The organism is Streptomyces sp. NPDC026672 (assembly GCF_040638185.1).
Classification (GTDB): domain Bacteria; phylum Actinomycetota; class Actinomycetes; order Streptomycetales; family Streptomycetaceae; genus Streptomyces.
Map to the genome: position 1 here is coordinate 308,109 of NZ_JBEZXS010000002.1, position 20,733 is coordinate 328,841.

The following is a 20,733-nucleotide window of genomic DNA, read 5'->3' on the forward strand; positions in this document are numbered from 1 at the left end:
CGTACGACGGCACCCGCCCCGGCGACCTGCCGGGGCGGGTGTGCGACGTGTGCGCGACGCGTCGGCCGGCTCAGTCCTCGGGCGGCGCCACGTAGCCGATCAGCCTGGCCATGTTGGCGACGTAGGCCGCCGAGCTGATGCCCAGCGGTGCCTCCCGCGGCCGGTACGGCGGCTCGGCCGGCGGGTCCGCGGGGTTGTACGGCGAGGTGTCCCCGAGGTCGCCGACGTTCTTGCTCATGTACGCCGTGCCGTCGTACGGCTTCCGGGTGCCCGGCCCCTCGTAGGGGTTGGTCACCGCGTCCAGCGGGGTCAGCCAGTGGTCCCGGTCGCCGAGCCCGGCGACCAGGGAGGCCGCCTCGTCGTCCGACACCACCGGCAGCGGAAGCGGCGCGTCGCGCAGCAGGTCGGACAACTGGAGGTCGCGCGGGGAGAAGTAGCGCGGCAGGGGGATGCGGTCCTCGGTGCCGAGGGGGGAGCGGGCGCGCAGCTCGGCGACCTCGGCCGCCGTCATGGACGCCAGTTGCTCGTACGTCGCGCGCAGTCCCGCGACGTCGACGGAGCGGCCCCCGGAGTAGTGGCTCAGCGTGTCGTGGTGGTCGTGGTCGTGGTAGTAGGCGCCGTTGCGGATGTTGGACCCGAAGCGGTGCACGAACCGGGCGCGGTTGGTGCCCAGTTCGACGAAGGTGGGGTGGGTGCGCCCGGCGAGCAGCGGGTTCTCGGCCACCTGCCGGGGTGTCAGCCGGCAACTGTCCAGCCAGTCCAGCGCCTCCGGGACCCGGCCGAGGTACCGGCGGTCGCCGGTCAGCCGGAAGTAGTGGAACAGCTGCTGGACGTTGGTCTGGGTGGTGTGCGTCGTGAGGGCGCGCGGCTCGTAGGAACGGGCGCCTGCGGGCGCCCCGGCCGGCCTGCCGTTCCTGGCGCGGGAGAGGTGCTGGAGTCCCCAGCCGGCCTGCGGCCCCGGCTGCTGCATCCGGCGCAGGCACTCCATGGCCCGCCGCACGGGGCCGATCAGCTCGCGCCGGCCCAGCGCCGAGACGCACATCAGCAGGAACTTGATGTTCTCGCCGAGCACGTCGTCGTTGAAGGTGACGTGCCGGGTGTAGTCGCCGTCCTCCATCCCGTGGGTCACGTCGCCCGGGAGCCACGGGGGCCGCCGCTCGGGCCACGGCGTCCTGCTGACGGAGCCGTGGTGCACGGGGAAGCGCTGCGGCCAGCCGCCGTCGGCGACACCGCCGCCGAACTGGGCGGCCAGCACGAAGCCGATGGCACGGTCCAGGGCTCGTCCGAACCGCCGGTCGCCGCGCTCCGCGTACAGGCGCAGGATCAGCTGGGCGGCGGCCGAGGTGCCCGCGTCGTCGAAGGTGGCGTTCCCGTAGTAGTGCTGGAACTCCTCCAGCCGCCACCCGTTCGCGCCGATGGTCGCGTACCAGTCCCTGAGGGACTTCTCACCGGCGAAGTCATGGATGTAGTTCCAGCCGCCGGCCGGGAGCTGGGCGTCCACGAGCGCGAGTCCGGTGCGCTCGGCGGCACGGTAGAACACCTCGTCACCGGTGGCGTGGTAGGCGTCGAGCATGCTGTGCCCGACGGAGGGGGTGCCGGGCGGCTGGACCCAGCACATGGTGCGCCTGGCCTCCATCTCGCCCCAGGTCACCGAGAGGTCGGGCAGGTAGTTCCAGACGTAGCCGCCCCGGTAGGAGACGGTGCCGTCCATGTACGCGGCGGCTCTGCTCATGGCGCGGACCGTGTCGGCCCGCTGGTCGGTGCCGGTGCCGGTGCCGGTGCGGGCCGTGCCGGGAGACGCTGCCGCGACCGCTCCCGGGAGGGCCGCGGCGGGCACGGCGAGCAGCGGGGTGGTGGCGAGTCGGCTGAACGTGCGGCGGCTCAGATGCTTCACGACGAAGTGCCTTCCTCACGTACGCGTAGGTCGTGGGTCACAAACATGAACGTGGACGCTTCATGGCCTGCGTGGAAGGTAGTCGCCGCGTCCACCTCGTACAAGTAGATGGACAGCATTTGGGTACAGGAACTCCTGAGTGCGCCAGCACAAAGGCGTCCCCGGACCGGCTCGTGCCGGTCCGGGGACGCCCCGGGTGTCCGCCGCGTCACGGGGACGCGGCGGCCCTGCTCATCGGAGGGATCAGGAGGTCGCCACGGCGAAGACGTGCATGTCGCCGCCGGACGTGGTGGCCGGCAGCGTCACGCTCGCCAGCTGCTTCCCGGCCTGGAGCGCGATGGGCGCGGTCGCGAAGACCTCCGTGCCCACCGGGTCCACCGTGCCGCCCATGACGTCCCGGTAGGTGGTGTGCACGGCCACGACGTTGCCGAACGACGGCTGCTGGGAACCGCCGCCGAGCGTCCAGTCGCTGAAGCCGATCTGCGCCTGCTGCGTGGTGCCGTCGGTGTACGTCAGCGTCACCGTTCCGCTGCTCGAACCGTCGCTCGCGCTGCCCAGCAGGCTCAGCCCGGTGTCGCCGGCCGCGCTCGCGGGGATGTCGAGCACCTGGTCGCCGCCGCCGACCTGGATGTTGTCGGGGGCTCCGGGGGTCACCTGGGGCCAGGCGAAGTCGAACCCGCCGGCGGACACCGTCGCGCCCGGCTGGACACCGGCCGCGGCGAGGGCCTTGGCCGAGTAGCTCCAGCCGCCGCCGTCGAAGTTGGCCGCGGGGCTGTTGTCGTCGGGCGAGATGCCGAAGTTGTTGACGTACCAGGTCACGGTGTTCTTCACGCCGACCGTCACCGAGAGCCACGCGGTCGGGGCGGTGCCGCCGTGCGCGGAGGTGAGGGTCAACGGGATCGCGTACACACCGGACTTGGTGTCCGCGGCCACCGACACGCTCAGCTTTCCGCTCGCCGAGCCGCTCTTCGGGATGGTGATGTCACCGCTGGCGGGGCTCAGGGTGATGCCCGCCGGCGGCGCCGCCGTCCAGTGGACACGGACCTTGCCGTCCTGGAGCGTCGACAGCTTGATGGTCGTGTCCGCCGACTTGCCCGGCTCGATCTTCACCTGAGCGGGGTCGGTGCTGGCGAAGAACGGTGCCTCCCCGTCGCGGAAGGACGGCGGCGCGGCGTGCGTGGAGCTGCCCCACGTGGTGTTCGGGGTGGCGCCCAGGGTGTAGTCCAGGGTGCCGCCGTGGGTGACGAAGGACGCCGGGACCCAGGGCTTGCCGGAGGTCTCGCCGTTGGTGCGCAGGTTCTGCACGTAGATGTTCTTCGCGGACGCCTGGGGGGCGTTGACCTTGATGGTCCGGCCGAGACCGGTGTGGATCACGGCGCGCGGGAACAGCGGGGCGGACAGCACCAGGTCGGCACGGCTCGGGTTCTGCGGGTACATGCCCAGCGCGGAGAAGACGTACCAGGAGGACATGGTGCCGGCGTCGTCGTTGCCGGGGATGCCGCCGGGGGTGTTGCTCCACAGCTGGTCGATCTCCGCGCGGACGGTCTCCTGGGTCTTGTACGGGGCACCCAGGTAGTCGTAGATGTACGGCGCGTTGATGTCGGGCTCGTTGGTGGGGTCGTAGCGGGTCGCGTCGTTCGCCGAGAAGTCGAAGGCGCCGCTCGGGGTGCGGAAGAACGCGTCGAGCCGGTCGATGGCCTTGGCGTTGCCGCCCATGGCCTTGGCCAGCCCCTCCAGGTCGGAGTAGACCATCCAGGTGTAGCGGGCGCTGGTGCCCTCGACGAAGCCGTTGCCGGTCGCGGGCGAGAAGGTGGCGCCGGCCCACGAACCGTCGGACTTGCGGTCCCGCATGTAGCCGCCCTGCGCGGTGGCGTTCGGGTCGAAGACGTTCGTCCAGTTGCCGGCCCGCTTCAGGAACGCCTTCTGGTTCGCCTTGTCACCGACCTTGCCGGCCAGTTCGGACAGGCCGAAGTCGGCGACCGCGTCCTCCAGGGTCTCGGCGGCGCCGCCCCAGCAGTGGCAGTTGTCGGACGGGACGTAACCGAGCTTCAGATACTTGTCCAGGGCGGGGCGCTGGCCCACGCACTCGACATTGCAGCCCGCGCTGCTGGAGTCGTTCGCGGTCGGCACGGTCGCGGCCTTGATCAGCGAGGCGACGGCGCCCTTGACGTCGAAGTCCCGGCCGCCGAAGGCGTAGATGCCGGCGAGCGCGGCGTCCGACGGGTCACCGGACATGATGCTGGTCTTGCCGTTCTCCAGCAGCCAGCGGTCCCACTCGCCGTCCCGCTGGTTGGCGTAGTTGAACAGGGACTGGGCGTAGTCGCTGCCCGCCTTCGGCTGGAGCAGCGTCATCAGCTGCACCTGGGCCCGGTACTGGTCCCAGCCGGAGAAGGTGCCGTACTGCGCGTGCTGGCCCTTGGCGAGCGAGTGCGTCTTGCGGTCGGCGCCCAGGTACTGGCCGTTGACGTCGCTGGTCAGCGTCGGTTCCAGCATCGAGTGGTACAGCGCGGTGTAGAACGTGCCGACCTGGTCGTCGCTGCCGCCGCCGACCTGGATGCGGCCCAGGTCTCGGTTCCACTCGTCCGCCGCTGCCGACCTGACGGAGTCGAAGGTCTTGGCCGGCGGGTTCTCGGCCTTGAGGTTGGCCTCGGCGTTCTCCGTGCTGACGTAGGAGATGGCCACCTTGGCCTGCACCTGCTGGGTGCCGGCCGGGAAGGTGACGTAGGCGCCGGAGCCCTTGCCGGGCATGGGGTTGCCGTCCGAGCGGTAGCCCGTGCCGCCGGAGGCGGAGGTGGAGCCCGGGGCCAGGGTGCCGTCGGTCCAGGTGCCGACCTTGGCGAACGGGGTGTCGAAGTGCGCGGTGAAGTTCAGCGTGTACACGTCGTGCCGGTTGTTGGCGCTCTGCGGACCGCAGAAGTTGCCCGCGCTGACCGAGCCGGTGACGGTCCGGGTGGCGGCGTCCACGTCGACCGTGGCCGCGGTGCTGCCGCTCTCGGAGTTGGAGGTGCGCAGCAGCATGCTGGCGGGCTTGTCGGCCGGGAAGCCGAAGTTGCCGGTGCCGGTGCGGGCGGTCGTGGTGAGCTCGGCCGAGGCGCCGCTGTTCAGGGCGACCTTGTAGTAGCCGGCCTTCGCCGTCTCGTTCGCGTGCGAGAACGTGCTGGCGTACTTGGCGTCACCGGTGTCCGAGGTGGGCGAGGAGTCGACGTCGCCCACGTACGGCATGATCGGGATGTCGCCGTTGGCCCCGGAACAGCCCACGCCGTTCAGGTGGGTGAGGCTGAATCCGCGGATCTTCGTCGCGTCGTAGCGGTAGCCGCCGGGGGCCGGGGTGGAGAACTGATTGCCCGTCGAGTTCTGCGGGCTCCAGGCCAGCATGCCGAACGGCACCACGGCACCGGGGTAGGTGTTGCCCGCGTTCGACGTACCGATCAGGGGGTTGACGTGGGAGGCGGGGTCGGTGACGAGGCCGACGGTGGACGCCGAGGCCGGGCCGGCGCTCAGGCCCATGCCCAGGACCGCGGTGGCCGCCGCCGCGACCGCTCCAATCGTCCGACGCTTACGGTGGGCGCTGCCGGCCCGTTGCGAGTATCTGTCTGACACCATTCCTGTCCCTCTGGGTCCCTCTGGCGCACGAAAAGGAGGCGAACTGGGTTGAACCACTTCACACGTCTGGGGAAGGAGTGGGGGCCCGTCCCGACAACGTTGTCAAAACCAGTGCATGCTCCCTCCGGATGCCAAAGGGTGTCAAGAGGTCGGTGTGACCCGTCCGTTGGGCGGGAGCGGGGTGCCGTGCGGGGCGCTGACGGGGTGTCCGACGGGCGCCGTCGGGCGGGATGAGCGCCCGCGGTACGCGTTGCGCGGAGCGCCCGGGACGGGGGGAAGTGCCGCTCTGCGGGCGGGGCTTGGACGTATCGCGGAGGCGCCGGGCCGACGGGGCCGGCACCCGGGTTCCGGGCAACCGATCCGACGTTTCCACGCCGTGGGTCGGGGCCGTGGCGGCCGCAGGTCTTTACGAAACCAAGACACTGAGCGGGGCTACGGCATACGTCCACGCGACGCCGAACCCGCCCTCCTCACCTATGTCGACACCTCACCATGCCGCCCGGCGGGTCGCTCCCCCGCGCTCCCCCCTTTTCCGACCGTGCACCGGATCGCCGGCCCCGCAGGACGTCGCCCTCGCGGCCGTGATTCGCTTTCGCGACAGGTGGGAGGGAGACCTATGCACACGAGGTGTCACGGACGCGCGCTCGCCCCTCCCGCGACGAAGGGCGCGTCGGGCCCGGTGCCGGGTGGCGTGGGCGGTGGGGGCGGGCTTTCATGGAAGGTCCGGGGCGAGGGGAACGGGTACGGCCGGGGTCCGTCCACCGGGGGTGCGGGAGTCGCCATGGCAGGGTTGGGGTATCGCGTACACGTGGCTCCGCCCAAGCCGGAGGTCTCCGACGATCCCGTCCCGGGCGAGGAGCGCCGGATGTGGTCCCCCACGGCGTCCACGCTGATCCACGGTGAACGGGACGCGATCCTGGTGGACCCGCTCCTGACCGTGGACGAATCACGCCGCCTCGCGGACTGGGTCGTCGCGACGGGCAAGAACGTGATCCGCATGTTCGTCACCCACGCCCATGCCGACCATTTCCTCGGCGCACCCGCCGTCCTGGAGCGTTTCCCGGAGGCACGCGTCGTCGCCACCGCGGAGGTCGTCCGGCGCATGAACGCGCAGTGGGAGGCGAACTGGTTCGAGACTCACTGGGCACCCCGCTTCCCCGGCCGACTGTTCGGTGAGCGAGTGGTCGCCGAGCCGCTGACCGACGGAGTGCTGGAACTGGAGGGCGAGACGCTTCGGGTGATCGAGCTGGGCCACACCGACTCGGACGGCACCAGCGCGCTGCACGTGCCCTCCCTCGGGCTGGTGGTGGCGGGCGACGCCGTGTACGGCGACGTCCATCAGCATCTGGCCGAGTCGGGGGAGGACGGGCTGCGTGACTGGCTCGACGCCCTCGACAAGGTCGAGGCGCTGCGGCCACGGGCGGTCGTGGCCGGCCACCGGCGCGAGGACGAGGACGAGGGTCCGGAGAACATCGGCAGGACGCGGCGGTACATCGAGGACTTCGCCGCGGCGGCGGTGGAGGCCGGCTCCGGGGAGGAGCTGTACGCGACGATGGTCGGCCGCTATCCCGACCGGCTGAACCGGGCGGTGCTGTGGAGGTCGGCGCGGGCGGTGCCGTTCTGAGCCCAAGGCCGACCGGGCCGGACCCTACTCCCCTACTCCCCTACTCCCCTACTCCCCTACTCCCCGGCAGGGTCCGTGAGTCCGTCGGTGGTCATGGCGTGCTCCCAGACATCCAGGTAGGCCTTGATCGCGACCCGGTTGCGCTGCAGCACGTCGATACGTCGTTCGATGCTGCTGAGCTGGCGGCGCAGTCCGTCCAGGTCCTTCTCCACCGGGCACACCGGTGGCTTCGCTCCTTCGTCCGCGGCGTCGAGGCAGGGCAGGACCTCGCGGATCATCTCCGTCGTCAGACCGGCTTCGAGGAGTTCGCGGATCTGCAGGACCCGGTCGATCGCGGGCTCACCGTAGCTGCGGTATCCGTTGCCGCTCCGGAACGGGTGCAGGATGCCGACCTCTTCGTAGTAGCGCAGCAGCCGCGGCGCGACACCCGTCCTCGCGGCCAGTTCCCCGATCTTCATGTCGTCCTCCTCGACTGCGACCGCACGCTCGGCCTTGACCTTCACATTAATGGCAAGGTTTAGCTTCGTGCACGTTCCCGGACCCGCCGAGGCGGGTCGTCGAGACCGTGTGGGCACGAAGGTGAGATCAAGAGATGACGACGGGTTCCCGTACGAACACGAAAACGAACACGAACGCGCCGCGTGGTGGCGGATGGACCACGGACCGCATGGCCGACCAGAGCGGCCGCACCTTCGTGGTGACGGGCGCGACGAGCGGGCTCGGCCTGGTGACGGCGCGCGAGCTGGCGGCGCACGGCGGGCGGGTGCTGCTCGCGGTGCGCGACGTGGCACGGGGAGAGGCGGTGGCGTCCTCGCTGCGCGGGGCACATCCCGGGGCCCAGGTGGAGGTGCGCCGGGTCGACCTGCTGGACCCGGACTCGATCCGCCGGGCGGCGGAGGAGATCGGCGCGGAGGAGTCCGTCGACGTGCTGGTCAACAACGCGGGCATCTCCATGGTCGGGCACTCCGTGACCGCGCGGGGAGCGGAACGGCACCTGGCCGCGAACCACCTCGGCCACTTCGCGCTCACGGCGCTGCTGGAACCGGTGCTGCGGCGGGCCCCCGCGCCGCGGGTGGTCACCGTGACGTCGTACCTGCACGCGAAGGGCGACCTCGATCTGGACGACGTCGCGTGGTCACGGCCGTACACACCACTTGCCGCCTACTCGGCGTCGAAACTGGCCAACGCCGTCTTCGGGGTGGAACTCGCCCGCCGCGAGCGGTCGTCGCCGGCGCCGATCACCAGCGTCCTCGCGCACCCCGGGTACAGCAACACGCCGATGCAGGGCAAGGGCACCGGGATCACGGGTATCGCCATGCGGGTGTCCGGCAGGCTCTTCGCACAGAGCCCGGAGATGGGGGCCCTGCCCCAGCTGTTCGCGGCGACGGAGCCCGGTCTGGCCGCCGGCTCCTACATCGGCCCCGACGGCCGGGGCGGCCGATCCGGACACCCCACGGCCGTACCACTGTCGGCGACGGCCCAGGACCCAGAACTCGGCCGCCGCCTCTGGGAGCGCTCACAGCAACTGACGGGCGTCCACTGGCACACACCCGAAGCCTGACCGGGTCCTCGTCGTGCCGTGGATGGGCTGCGATCAACGGCCGAACACCCGGCCGACTCGCCAAGGAAGTCACGCCCACATCGGTGTCACCGCTGGCGTCTCGCGTCCAATTCCGCCCGCGACGCAAAGCAGCGGAACCAACCGACCGTTGCCGCCAGCGCCCCCGGTGCACGAACACGAAAAAGGCCATGACCGTAAAGTCATGGCCTTCCTCACCGCGAGATTCGGTTGTCGTGTCCGAGGGGGGACTTGAACCCCCACGCCCGATAAAGGGCACTAGCACCTCAAGCTAGCGCGTCTGCCATTCCGCCACCCGGACAAGGTGTCCGTCGCCCGGCCGGGGGTGTTCCCCGCGGCGACAGGAACAACAATACCAAGGTTTCGCAGTGCCCTTCACCTGCGTTTCCGCACGGTGGAGGGGGCTCCGGGGGGGCGGTTCGGGCGAATGACCGGCGGGGGGCACCCCATGGTGACCGGGCGATCACCGAGCGGTCACCGGCGGTCCCCACCCGGTGACGGACAGGCCGTCACCGGGTGGGACGCGTGTCAGGGCATGAGCTGGTAGTCCGGGAAGTTCCCGGGCAGGCGTTCGCCGGTCGGGCCCTCGGTGACGGCCCGGACCAGGAGTTCGCCGCCGACGAAGGCGCCGCGCCAGGAGGCGCCGAAACCGCCGAACAGTTCGTCGCGGTCACCGCGGGAGCGCGGCTTGCCGTGGCCCTTCTTGAAGGCGCGGATCTGCGGGGCGAGCCGCTCGAAGGTGGCGCGGTCGTCCGTGGAGAGCGTGGCCACCAGCGCGCCGTTGGACGCGTTCATGGCGGCGAGCAGCTCGGCCTCCGTGTCGACCAGGACGATCGTGTCGACCGGTCCGAAGGGCTCCGCGTGGTGCAGCGGGGAGGAGGTGGGCGGGGCGAGCAGGGTGACCGGCTGGACGTACGCCGAGGTGTCCTGCCCCGGCAGGAACCGGCCGTCCGCCAGGCGGGCGCGGTGCAGGGGCACGGCGCCGCGGCCGATCGCCTCGGCGACCTGGTCGTGCAGCTCCTTGGCCTTGGCCGCGTTGATGAGGGGGCCGAAGTCGAGCCGGGGGAAGGGGTCGTCGGGGTGCTCGACGGCCAGCGGGTGGCCGACCTCGATCCCGCGCACCGCGGGCAGGTACGCCGCGAGGAACGCGTCGAACAGGTCGCGCTGCACGACGAAGCGCGGGTAGGCGGTGCAGCGCTGCTTGCCGTAGTCGAACAGCTTGGGCACGACGGCGGTCAGGGTGTCCCAGTCGGAGAAGTTCCAGATGCCCCAGGTGTTGAGCCCCTCCTGTTCCAGGACGTGCCGCTTGCCGAGGTCGGCGACGGCGGTGGCCACGGCGGCGCCGGTGTCCCGGCCGCCGACGAAGGAGACGCAGCCGATCTCGGGCGCGCGCACCAGTGCCTCGGACAGTTCGCGGCCGCTGCCGCTGACCAGGGTGACGGGGATGCCCTCGCGGGCGGCGAGCGCCGAGGCCAGGGTGAGGCAGGCGACGCCTCCGTCGGTCGGGGTCTTGGCGATGACGGCGTTGCCGGCGAGCGCCTGCACGAGCATCGCGTGGACGAGCACGCTCATCGGGTAGTTCCAGCTCGCGATGTTGGACACGGGCCCGTCCAACGGGGTGCGTCCGGCGATCATCGGTTCGATGCCGTCGACGTACCAGCGCACGCCGTCGATGGCGCGGTCGACGTCAGCCTGGGCGAGCCGCCAGGGCTTGCCGATCTCCCAGACGAGCAGCAGGGCGAGCAGTTCGCGGTGTTCGGTGAGCGCGTCCAGGGTGGCCGCGACGCGGGCGCGGCGCTCCTGGAGGGGGACGTGCCGCCAGGCGCGGTGCCGGTCGAGCGCGGCGCGGACGGCCCGCCGGGCGGTGTCCCGGTCCAGGCGCGGGGCGCCGGCGATCGGGGTGCCGTCGACGGGGGTGGTCGCGGGCAGTGCCCGGCCGTCCTCGTGCCAGGTGGTGTCCCACAGGTTGAGGACGCGGTCGTCGCGGAACGCCTCGGGGGCCGCGGTGAGCGCGCGCCGCCAGGCGTCGCTCCAGGACGTCCCCCGTTTCAGGGTGTACTGCGGACGGTTCGGGGTGAGGGTGGGTGCCATGCGTGAGCTCCGCTCTCGATGGACGCTCGGGCGGGGTGTGGACGGGACGGCCGGCCGTGCCGCCGGAGCGCGCCCGGGGGCGGGCTCCGGCGGCGGGACCGTGCCGGGGACGTCGCGCGTCGCACGGCACGTGACGTCGCGGGGATCAGGCGCGTGTGAGGTCACCGCGTGCTTCGAGGGTATCGAGGACCAGCCGCGCGGTCTCCGTGGGCGTGCCGCCCACCCGCACCCCGGCCGCCTCCAGGGCCTCCTGTTTGGCCCGTGCGGTGCCCGCCGAGCCGGACACGATCGCGCCCGCGTGGCCCATGGTCTTGCCCTCGGGGGCGGTGAATCCGGCGATGTAGCCGACGACCGGCTTGGTGACGTGGTCGCGGACGTAGGCGGCGGCGCGTTCCTCGGCGTCGCCCCCGATCTCGCCGATGAGGACGATCAGTTCGGTGTCGGGGTCGTCCTGGAAGGCGGCGAGGCAGTCGATGTGGGTGGTGCCGACGACGGGGTCCCCGCCGATGCCGACACAGGTGGAGAAGCCGATGTCGCGCAGTTCGTACATCAGCTGGTAGGTGAGGGTGCCCGACTTGGAGACCAGGCCGATCCGGCCGGGTTTGGTGATGTCGGCGGGGATGATGCCGGCGTTGGACTGGCCGGGGGTGATCAGTCCCGGACAGTTCGGGCCGATGATCCGGGTGCCGCGCTCCCCGGCGTACGCGGTGAAGGCGACGGCGTCGTGGACGGGGATGCCCTCGGTGATGACGACGGCGAGGCCGATGCCGGCGTCGGCGGCCTCGGTGACGGCCGCCTTGGCGAAGGCGGGCGGCACGAAGACCACGGTGACGTCGGCGCCGGTGGCCTCCATGCCCTCGTGGACCGTGCCGAAGACGGGGACGGCCCGGTCGTCGAAGTCCACCGTGCGGCCGGCCTTGCGGGGGTTGACGCCGCCGACGACGTCGGTGCCCGCCGCGAGCATGCGCCGGGTGTGCTTCATGCCCTCGCCGCCGGTCATGCCCTGGACGAGGACCTTGCTCTCCTTGGTGAGGTAGATCGCCATGTCGTCCCGTCTCCTTAGACCGTGGTGGCGGCGAGTTCGGCGGCCCGGCCCGCGGCGCCGTCCATGGTGGTGGCCTGCTGGACCAGCGGGTGCGCGTGCTCGTCGAGGATGGCGCGCCCGCGGGCGGCGTTGTTGCCGTCGAGCCGGACGACGAGCGGTTTGGTGAGCCGGACGGTCTCCAGGGCCTGGACGATGCCGTCGGCGACCGCGTCGCACGCCGTGATCCCGCCGAAGACGTTGACGAAGACGGACTTCACCTCCGGGTCGGACAGGATCACCGCCAGCCCGTCGGCCATGATCTGGGCGGAGGCGCCGCCGCCGATGTCGAGGAAGTTGGCCGGGCGGGCGCCGCAGCCGGCGACCACGTCGAGGGTGGACATGACCAGTCCGGCGCCGTTGCCGATGACACCGACCTCGCCGTCGAGCTTGACGTAGTTGAGGCCGCGGGCGGCGGCCAGCGCCTCCAGCGGGTCGTCGTGCTCGGCCTCGTCGGCGCCCCAACGCGCCTGCCGGAAGCGGGCGTTGTCGTCGAGGGTCACCTTTCCGTCGAGTGCGAGGACATGCCCCTGGGTGGTGCGCACGAGGGGGTTGACCTCGACGAGCAGGGCGTCCTCGCGCACCAGCACCTGCCACAGCCGCACGAGGACGTCGACGGTCTGCGGCGGCAGTCCCGCGGCGTCGGCGATCTCGGCCGCCTTCGCCGGGGTGACGCCCTGCGCGGGGTCGATGTGCACCCGGGCCACGGCCTCGGGCCTGTTCGCGGCGACCTCCTCGATCTCCATGCCGCCCTCGGCCGAGGCGATCGCGAGGAAGCGTCCGGCCGCGCGGTCGAGCACGTAGGAGACGTAGTACTCGCTCCCGATGTCCACGGGCTCGGCCAGCATGACCTTGCGGACGGTGTGTCCCTTGATGTCCATGCCCAGGATCTGGCGTGCCGCGTCCTCGGCCGCGGCCGGGTCGGCGGCCATCCGCACGCCGCCCGCCTTGCCCCGGCCACCCGTCTTGACCTGCGCCTTCACGACGACCCGGCCGCCGAGTGCGCGGGCGATCGCGCGGGCCTCCTTGGGTGAGTCCGTGACCTCGGCCCGGGGCACGACGATGCCGTGTTCCCGGAAGAGGTCCCTTGCCTGGTGTTCATACAGGTCCATTCCGGCTCCTGTCTTAAAAGTGCCGCACGCCCCCTGGACACCACCCACCGGATGCGGGATAACAAGCTTCATACAGTATTCGTCGACTGTATGCAATGTACCGTGAGTGCGCTGCGGACCCCTACGAAGGGACAGGTCTCCCCCATGCCCAACGGCGGCCAGGATGCGAAGTCCGGAGGTCAGCGCGCCGTGCCGCGCGTGCCGTCGGCCGACACCCGGCGGCCCCTGTCCGGGGATTCTCCGTAACACCCCGGCCGGCGCGGCCGCGGGCGCACGCTCCCCCCACCCCTGAACCAGACCACGTACAAGTGAGTGAGGTGGCCTCATGACTGGAACGCCGACCAAGGCACTCGAAGGCATCCGCGTCCTGGACATGACCCACGTCCAGTCCGGGCCCTCCGCGACCCAACTGCTCGCCTGGCTCGGGGCGGACGTCGTCAAACTGGAGGCGCCGTCCGGTGACATCACGCGCACACAGCTGCGCGACCTGCCGGACATCGACTCCCTCTACTTCACGATGCTCAACTGCAACAAGCGGAGCATCACCCTCAACACCAAGACCGAGCGCGGCAAGGAACTCCTCACCGAGCTGATCCGCCGCTCGGACGTGATGGTCGAGAACTTCGGGCCCGGCGCGATCGACCGGATGGGCTTCACCTGGGACCGCATCAAGGAGATCAACCCTCGGATCGTCTACGCCTCCATCAAGGGGTTCGGAGAGGGGCCGTACACCGACTTCAAGGCCTACGAGGTCGTCGCCCAGGCCATGGGCGGGTCCATGGCGACCACCGGCTTCGAGGACGGACCGCCGATGGCGACGGGGGCCCAGATCGGGGACTCGGGCACGGGCGTCCACGCCGTGGCGGGGATACTCGCGGCGCTGCTCCAGCGCGAGCACACCGGGCGCGGTCAGCGGGTGAACGTGGCCATGCAGCACGCGGTGCTCAACCTCTGCCGGGTGAAGCTGCGCGACCAGCAGCGCCTGGCACACGGACGACTCGCCGAATATCCCAACGAGGACTTCGCCGACGAGGTTCCCCGTTCCGGCAACGCGTCCGGCGGCGGCCAGCCCGGCTGGGCGGTCAAGTGCGCGCCCGGCGGCCCCAACGACTACGTCTACGTCATCGTGCAGCCCGTGGGCTGGCGGCCCATCAGCGAACTGATCGGCAGGCCCGAGCTGGCCGACGACCCCGAGTGGGCCACGCCCGCGGCCCGGCTGCCCAAGCTGGGCAAGATGTTCCAGCTCATCGAGGAGTGGTCCACGACGCTCCCCAAGTGGGAGGTCCTGGAGAAGCTCAACGCCCACAACATCCCGTGCGGGCCGATCCTGTCGACGAGGGAGATCATCGAGGACGAGTCGCTGATCGCCAACGACATGGTGGTCACCGTCCCGCACCCCGAGCGCGGCGAGTTCGTCACCGTCGGCAGCCCCCTCAAGCTCTCCGACTCGCCCGTCGAGGTGACCACGTCACCGCTGCTGGGCGAGCACAACGAGGAGGTCTACATCGGTGAACTCGGCCTCGGGGACGAGGAACTGCGCCTGCTCAGGTCGAGCGGAGTGATCTGACGTGACCGAAGAGGACCGGAAACCGCGGGTGCGGTCGCTGCTCGACGCCGTGCGCGCCGAGGGGCGGACGGCGTTGACCGCTCCCGAGGGGAAGGTGATCGCCGACGCGTACGGCATCGCCGTGCCCGGCGAGGAGCTGGCGACGGACGTGGACGAGGCGGTCGCGCACGCGGCCCGGTTCCGCGGCCCCGTGGTGATGAAGATCGTCTCTCCGGACATCCTCCACAAGACGGACGCCGGCGGTGTGATCGTCGGCGTCGACGGCCCGGCGGACGTGCGGGCCGCGTACCACTCGATCGTCGAGAACGCGCACGTCTACGACCCCAAGGCGCGCATCGACGGCGTGCAGGTCCAGGAGTTGCTGCCCGAGGGTCTTGAGGTCATCGTCGGCGCGGTCACCGACCCGACGTTCGGGAAGGTCGTCGCGTTCGGCCTCGGCGGGGTGCTCGTCGAGGTGATCGAGGACGTGACGTTCCGGCTCGCGCCCGTGGACACCGCGGGTGCCCTGTCCATGCTGGACTCGATCCGCGCGGCCGCGGTCCTCGGCGGGGTGCGCGGCCGGCCGGGCGTGGACCGCGCGGCCCTCGCCGATCAGATACGGCGCGTCTCCCGGCTGGTGGCCGACTTCCCGGAGATCGCCGAGGTGGACCTCAACCCGGTCGTCGCCACCGAGCGGGGCGCGGTCGCGGCGGACGTGCGGGTGATCCTCGCCGACCGGCCGGCGGCGCCGCGCAGGACGTACACCCGCGAGGAGATCCTCACCTCCATGCGGCGGCTGATGGAGCCCCGCTCCGTCGCCGTGATCGGCGCCTCCGACGAACCGGGCAAGATCGGCAACTCGGTCGTGCGCAACCTGGTCGACGGCGGTTTCGCCGGGGAGATCCATCCGGTGAACCCCCGGGGCGGTGACATTCTCGGCCGCACGGCGTACAAGAGTGTCACGGACGTTCCCGGTGAGGTGGATGTGGCGGTCTTCGCGGTCCCCGCCCCCTCCGTGGCCGCCGCTCTGGAGGAGGCCGGCCGCAAGGGAGTCCCCAACGCCGTCCTCATCCCGTCGGGGTTCACGGAGACGGGCGAGCACGAACTCCAGGCGGAGCTCGTGGAGATCGGCGAGCGGTACGGCATACGGCTGCTCGGGCCGAACATCTACGGCTACTACGCGACCTGGCAGCACCTGTGCGCGACGTTCTGCACACCGTACGACGTCCGGGGACCCGTGGCGCTGACCTCGCAGTCGGGCGGAATCGGGATGGCCGTCCTGGGCTTCGCACGCAGCACGCGCACGGGGGTGTCGGCCATCGTCGGCCTCGGCAACAAGTCGGACCTGGACGAGGACGACCTGCTGACCTGGTTCGGCGAGGACCCGCACACCGAGTGCGTCGCCATGCACCTGGAGGACCTCAAGGACGGGCGGGCCTTCGTGGCCGCGGCACGGGAGACCGTACCGAAGAAGCCCGTCGTGGTGCTGAAGGCGGGCCGTACGGCCGCCGGCGCCCGGGCCGCCGGTTCGCACACCGGCGCCCTGGCGGGCGACGACGCCGTGTACGACGACATCCTGCGGGAGGCGGGCGTCATCCGGGCGCCCGGTCTGCGGGACATGCTGGAGTACGCGCGGGCGCTGCCGGTGCTCCCCACCCCCGCGGGCGACAACGTCGTGATCATCACCGGCGCGGGCGGCAGCGGTGTGCTGCTGTCCGACGCGGTGACCGACAACGGCCTGACCCTGATGGAGATCCCGCCGGACCTCGACGCCTCCTTCAGGAGCTTCATCCCGCCCTTCGGGGCCGCAGGCAACCCGGTGGACATCACCGGGGGCGAGCCGCCGTCGACCTACGAGGCGACGATCCGGCTCGGTCTCGAGGACCCGCGTGTCCACGCGCTGGTCCTCGGCTACTGGCACACCATCGTGACCCCTCCCATGGTCTTCGCCGAACTCACCGCGCGCGTGGTGGCCGAATTCCGCGCGCGCGGCGTCGAGAAGCCCGTCGTCGCGTCGCTCGCGGGTGACGTCGAGGTCGAGGAGGCCTGCCAGTACCTGTTCGAACGAGGGGTCGTGGCGTACCCGTACACGACCGAGACGCCGGTCGCCGTGCTCGGCGCGAAGTACCGCTGGGCACGGGCGGCCGGACTGTTGGGGGGCGGCTCATGAGGTGAGTGGGAAGGGGCCGACCGGCGTCCGCGCCGACCGGCTCCGCGACCCGTGCGCGCGTGAAAGGCATTGGACAGGGGGCGCTGGCCAGAACTTTCGACGCAAGGGGTGCTGAGTACAAATGACAACAACCGACTATTCCGCGTCCGTCCCCTACAGGGAGGTGACGGACGGAAACGGCCGCGTGTACCGGGTCGGCGAGACCGATGTCGACATCATGGGCCGTACCCGCAAGTGGATGGTCATCCTGCCCTGGGTGGGCATGATGGGCATCAGCTCCGCCGAGTACGCGTTCACCTCGGCGGAGGACACGCTCCACGAGGCACACATGTGGAGCAGCGGGCACATCTTCTGGCTGATGGGCGTCTGGGTGTTCTTCCAGGCGGCCGTGGCCTTCCCGGCCGGCCAGCTGCGGGAGAGCGGCAAGCTGCCCGCCCGTACGGCCATGCTGATCGGCGCGGTCGGCACCATGCTGGGCTACGTCTCGCTGGCCTACGCGCCGAACGTGCTCGTCGCGTACCTCGGCTTCGGTGTGTGCAGCGGCATCGGCGCCGGTCTCGTCTACGCGACCTGCGTGAACATGGTCGGCAAGTGGTATCCGGAGCGCAAGGGCGGCAAGACCGGCTTCGTCAACGGCGGTTTCGCCTACGGGTCCGTGCCCTTCGTGTTCCTGTTCACCTCGTACATGGACCTGAGCAACTACCAGGTCGTGCTGGCCTCGGTCGGTGTGGGGCTGTGCCTGATGGTGGCCGCCGCGGGCTGGTTCTTCCGGGACCCGCCGAAGAACTGGTGGCCCGCCACCGTCGACCCGCTGAAGGCGACCGACGACCCGCGCATCCGCCGGGCCCTGGAGAAGAACCCGCCGGCGATCAAGCAGTACACGCCGCGCGAGGCCGCTCGCACCCCGGTGCTGTGGATGATGTGGTTCTGCCTGCTGTGCACGGCCGGCATCAACATCTTCGGCATCGCCTTCCAGGTGCCGTTCGGCAAGGACATGGGCTTCGCGGGCGGGATCGTGGCCACGGCGATGTCCCTGAAGGCCATCGTCAACGGCACCGGACGCGGTGTCATCGGCTGGATATCCGACCGGTACGGGCGCCGCAACACGCTGATCATCGTGTGCATCGTGCTCGGCAGTGCCCAGTTCGGCGTGCTGGTCTCCGGCCAGATGGGCAGCATGCCGTTCTTCCTGTTCTGCTCGATGGTCTCCGGCTTCGGCGGCGGCGCGATCTTCCCGCTCTTCGCGGCCATGACGGCGGACTACTTCGGCGAGAACAACAACGCGAGCAACTACGGCATGGTCTACAGCTCCAAGCTGATCTCGGGCCTCGTCGGGTCCGGCATGGGCTCGGTCGTCGTCGCGGCGTGGGACTACCACGGCGCCTTCGTCCTCGCGGGTTCCATCGGCCTGGCCTCCGCGGTCCTGGCCCTCTTCCTCAAGTCCCCGGACCACCCCACCCGCAGCATCGTCCCCAATTCGCAGCCGCTCGGCGAGGAGATGGCTTGATATGACGGCAGATCCCATAGCCACCAGCACCGGCGCCGGACAGCGCCCGTTCCGTGAAGTGACCGACGCTCGGGGCCGGGTGTACCGCGTCGGCGAGACCGACCGGGACATCCTCGGTCACTCGCGCAAGATCATGGTGTACCTGCCGTGGATCGCCATGATGGCGATCAGCGTCTTCGAGTACGCGTTCGGCTCGGCGGAGGACACCCTGTCCCACGCGCACGGCTGGACGCAGAGCAACACCTTCTGGATCCTGAGCGTCTGGGTGTTCTTCCAGGCGGGCATCGCCTTCCCGGCGGGCTGGATGCGGGAGAAGGGCATACTGACCGCGCGGTCGGCCATGTACATCGGCTCGGTGATGTGTGTCATCGGCTTCCTGGCCCTGTCGCACATGAGCAATGTGTGGCTGGCCATCCTCGGCTTCGGTGTCGTGGGCGGTGTCGGCTCCGGTCTGGTGTACGCGACCTGCATCAACATGGTCGGCAAGTGGTTCCCCGAACGGCGCGGCGCGCGCACCGGGTTCGTCAACGGCGGATTCGCGTACGGCTCCCTGCCCTTCATCTTCATCTTCAACTACGCCTTCGACACGGCGAACTACCACCGGGTGCTGGACCTGATCGGTGTCTACATCGTGATCGTGGTGTTCGGCTGCGCGATGTTCTTCAAGGACCCGCCGAAGAACTGGTGGCCCGCGGACATCGACCCGCTGACGTACGCCGACAGCCAGAAGAGCGGCTCGGGCGTGTCCAAGAACCCTCCGGCGGTGAAGCAGTTCACCCCGAAGGAGGCCATCAGGACGGGCATGCTGCCGCTCATGTGGCTGTCCATCGTGCTGACGGCCGGTGTGTCCATCTTCGGCATCTCCTTCCAGGTCGACTTCGCCAAGGAGGTGGGCTTCGGCCCGCTGGTCGCGGCGTCCTCGATGGGTGTCATGGCGGTCATCAACGGCATCGGACGCGGTGTCGTGGGCTGGATGTCGGACAAGTGGGGCCGCAAGCCGACCCTGGTCATGGTCATCGTGGTGCTGGGTCTCGCGCAGTTCGGCGTGATCTGGGCCGGCGACGTCAAGAGCGAGGCGCTGTTCCTGTTCTTCGCCTTCCTCTCCGGCTTCGGCGGCGGCGCGTTCTACCCGCTGTTCGCGGCGCTGACCCCGGACTACTTCGGTGAGAACTACAACGCCACCAACTACGGGCTGGTCTACAGCGGCAAGCTGATCAGCGGTCTGTTCGGCGGTGGTCTCGGCTCGATGGTGGTGGCCGCCTGGGGCTACAACGGGGCGTACGCCCTGGCCGGCGGCATCTCGATGATCGCGGCGGCGATCGCGCTGATGCTGCGGCAGCCGGGCCGCGGCGACGACGAGACCGTGGCGGTCCCGCAGGCGCAGCCGGCGACCTGAGGCCGCCGCTGCGACGAGGAGGCCCTCCCCGGTACGTCCGGGGAGGGCCTCCTCTGTGTGTGCGGGCGCGTCGGTGTCAGCACTTCTCCCGCAGCGCGTGCAGGTGGTCGCTGGAACGGCGGGCGAACCGGAGGGAGTCGGTGGGCTGGTCGTGCTCGGTCTGCCAGTGGTGGGCGAGGCGTTCGCCGCGCAGCCGGGACACGGCGGAGATGAACCGCTGGTAGTCGATGTCGCCGTCGCCGACGTCGACCATCTGGTAGCCGAACTGGTTGTTCGGGTCGCTCACGCCGTCCTTGACGTGGAAGAGCGGGTAGCGGTGGGGCTGGCGCAGCACGTAGTCGAGCGGTTCGAAGGGGGCGGGGCTGCCGTCGGGGCGCCTGGAGAAGCGGAACTGGCCCGCGTACGCCCAGAAGATGTCCATCTCCAGGTAGACGAGGTGGGGGTCGGTCTCGGCGAGCAGCACGTCGTAGAGGCGGACGCGCGGGTTGTCGGTGGCGAAGCCGAACTCGTCGGAGTGGTTGTGCTGGTAGAACTTCATGCCGCGGGCCCTGGCCGCCGCGCCGTACGCGTTGAACTCGGCGGCGGCGCGCTTCCACGCGTCGACGGTGTTGCCGTAGCGGTTGGGGCCGGAGGCGGTGCCGATGTGCGGCAGGCCGAGGGCCTCGGCGTCGTCCAGGACCTTGGTGAGGTTCTGGGCGAAGGTGTAGGCGTTCGGGTCGCCGGAGGAGTAGCCGACGTGGCTGCCGATCGGCTTGAGGCCGTGGTCGCGGGCCAGCCGCTTGAGCTGCTTGAGGCTGATGTCACCGGTGCCCTGGGTGTATCCGGCGAACTCGATCTCGTCGTAGCCGTAGCGCTCCAGTTCGGCGAAGACGGGCGCGAAGCCGAGCGAGGCGACCTTGTCGCGCAGGCTGTAGAGCTGGATGCCGAGCCGGCCGGGCGGCAGGACGGGACGGCCCCGGCCGCCGCGGGAGGTCTCGGCGGCGCCGGCCGGGGTGGCGGCGGCGCCCAGCACGGCGGCGGCGGTGGCGCCCGCGGCCACGCCGAGCATGCCTCGTCTGCTGAGACGGTGGGCGAGTTCGGGGTCCTTCTGGGTGCGGCTCATTCCTGGAACTCCTCGGTGTCGGAGGGCG

The 20,733-nt window shown here is 70.7% G+C and carries 13 protein-coding genes and 1 tRNA gene; 6 read left to right on the forward strand and 8 right to left on the reverse strand.

The window, feature by feature from the left end; genetic code table 11:
* Window positions 1-70 precede the first annotated feature (70 nt).
* Window positions 71-1,894, reverse strand: a complete 1,824-nt coding sequence (locus tag AB0F77_RS03000) for a pectate lyase (RefSeq protein ID WP_361940370.1) — start codon at window positions 1,892-1,894, stop codon at window positions 71-73.
* A gap of 243 nt (window positions 1,895-2,137) precedes the next feature.
* On the reverse strand, window positions 2,138-5,497 hold the full coding sequence (locus AB0F77_RS03005; RefSeq protein ID WP_361940373.1) for a GH92 family glycosyl hydrolase: 3,360 nt from the start codon (window positions 5,495-5,497) through the stop codon (window positions 2,138-2,140).
* 808 nt (window positions 5,498-6,305) lie between these two features.
* On the opposite strand from AB0F77_RS03005, the gene AB0F77_RS03010 reads away from it, so the two are divergent.
* Window positions 6,306-7,121, forward strand: coding sequence for an MBL fold metallo-hydrolase (locus tag AB0F77_RS03010; RefSeq protein ID WP_361940376.1), 816 nt, complete (start codon window positions 6,306-6,308; stop codon window positions 7,119-7,121).
* Between the two features lie 56 nt (window positions 7,122-7,177).
* Here the strand turns inward: AB0F77_RS03010 and AB0F77_RS03015 are convergent, their stop codons facing one another.
* Entirely contained in the window at window positions 7,178-7,579 is a 402-nt protein-coding gene (locus AB0F77_RS03015) for a MerR family transcriptional regulator (RefSeq protein ID WP_361940379.1), read from the reverse strand.
* A gap of 134 nt (window positions 7,580-7,713) precedes the next feature.
* Between AB0F77_RS03015 and AB0F77_RS03020 the strand changes: the two genes are divergently transcribed.
* Window positions 7,714-8,682: an oxidoreductase gene (locus tag AB0F77_RS03020; RefSeq protein ID WP_361940382.1), complete on the forward strand. Its 969-nt coding sequence runs from the start codon at window positions 7,714-7,716 to the stop codon at window positions 8,680-8,682.
* Between the two features lie 234 nt (window positions 8,683-8,916).
* Here the strand turns inward: AB0F77_RS03020 and AB0F77_RS03025 are convergent.
* From AB0F77_RS03025 to sucC, 4 genes are all read right to left on the reverse strand, one after another.
* Window positions 8,917-9,001, reverse strand: a tRNA-Leu gene (locus AB0F77_RS03025).
* 227 nt (window positions 9,002-9,228) lie between these two features.
* On the reverse strand, window positions 9,229-10,791 hold the full coding sequence (locus tag AB0F77_RS03030) for an aldehyde dehydrogenase family protein (RefSeq protein ID WP_361940385.1): 1,563 nt from the start codon (window positions 10,789-10,791) through the stop codon (window positions 9,229-9,231).
* Between the two features lie 145 nt (window positions 10,792-10,936).
* The gene (sucD, locus tag AB0F77_RS03035) at window positions 10,937-11,836 is read right to left on the reverse strand and encodes a succinate--CoA ligase subunit alpha (RefSeq protein WP_361940388.1); all 900 of its coding nucleotides are present in this window, start codon (window positions 11,834-11,836) and stop codon (window positions 10,937-10,939) included.
* Window positions 11,837-11,850: 14 nt separating this feature from the next.
* The gene (gene sucC, locus AB0F77_RS03040; protein ID WP_361940391.1) at window positions 11,851-12,984 is read right to left on the reverse strand and encodes an ADP-forming succinate--CoA ligase subunit beta; all 1,134 of its coding nucleotides are present in this window, start codon (window positions 12,982-12,984) and stop codon (window positions 11,851-11,853) included.
* A 325-nt stretch (window positions 12,985-13,309) separates the two neighbouring features.
* On the opposite strand from sucC, the gene frc reads away from it, so the two are divergent.
* The 4 genes from frc (at window position 13,310) to AB0F77_RS03060 (ending at window position 19,603) form a co-directional block, all read left to right on the forward strand.
* Window positions 13,310-14,551 (forward strand): formyl-CoA transferase, encoded by a 1,242-nt coding sequence (gene frc / locus AB0F77_RS03045; protein WP_361940394.1) that lies wholly within the window; start codon window positions 13,310-13,312, stop codon window positions 14,549-14,551.
* Window position 14,552: 1 nt separating this feature from the next.
* Window positions 14,553-16,700, forward strand: a complete 2,148-nt coding sequence (locus AB0F77_RS03050; protein ID WP_361940397.1) for an acetate--CoA ligase family protein — start codon at window positions 14,553-14,555, stop codon at window positions 16,698-16,700.
* Window positions 16,701-16,821: 121 nt separating this feature from the next.
* Window positions 16,822-18,207: an OFA family MFS transporter gene (locus AB0F77_RS03055; protein ID WP_361940400.1), complete on the forward strand. Its 1,386-nt coding sequence runs from the start codon at window positions 16,822-16,824 to the stop codon at window positions 18,205-18,207.
* A 1-nt stretch (window position 18,208) separates the two neighbouring features.
* Window positions 18,209-19,603, forward strand: a complete 1,395-nt coding sequence (locus tag AB0F77_RS03060; RefSeq protein WP_361940403.1) for an OFA family MFS transporter — start codon at window positions 18,209-18,211, stop codon at window positions 19,601-19,603.
* Window positions 19,604-19,679: 76 nt separating this feature from the next.
* On the opposite strand, the gene AB0F77_RS03065 is transcribed toward AB0F77_RS03060, so the two are convergent.
* Complete coding sequence (locus AB0F77_RS03065; RefSeq protein ID WP_361940406.1) at window positions 19,680-20,705, reverse strand: sugar phosphate isomerase/epimerase; 1,026 nt, start codon at window positions 20,703-20,705, stop codon at window positions 19,680-19,682.
* Window positions 20,706-20,733: the final 28 nt, after the last annotated feature.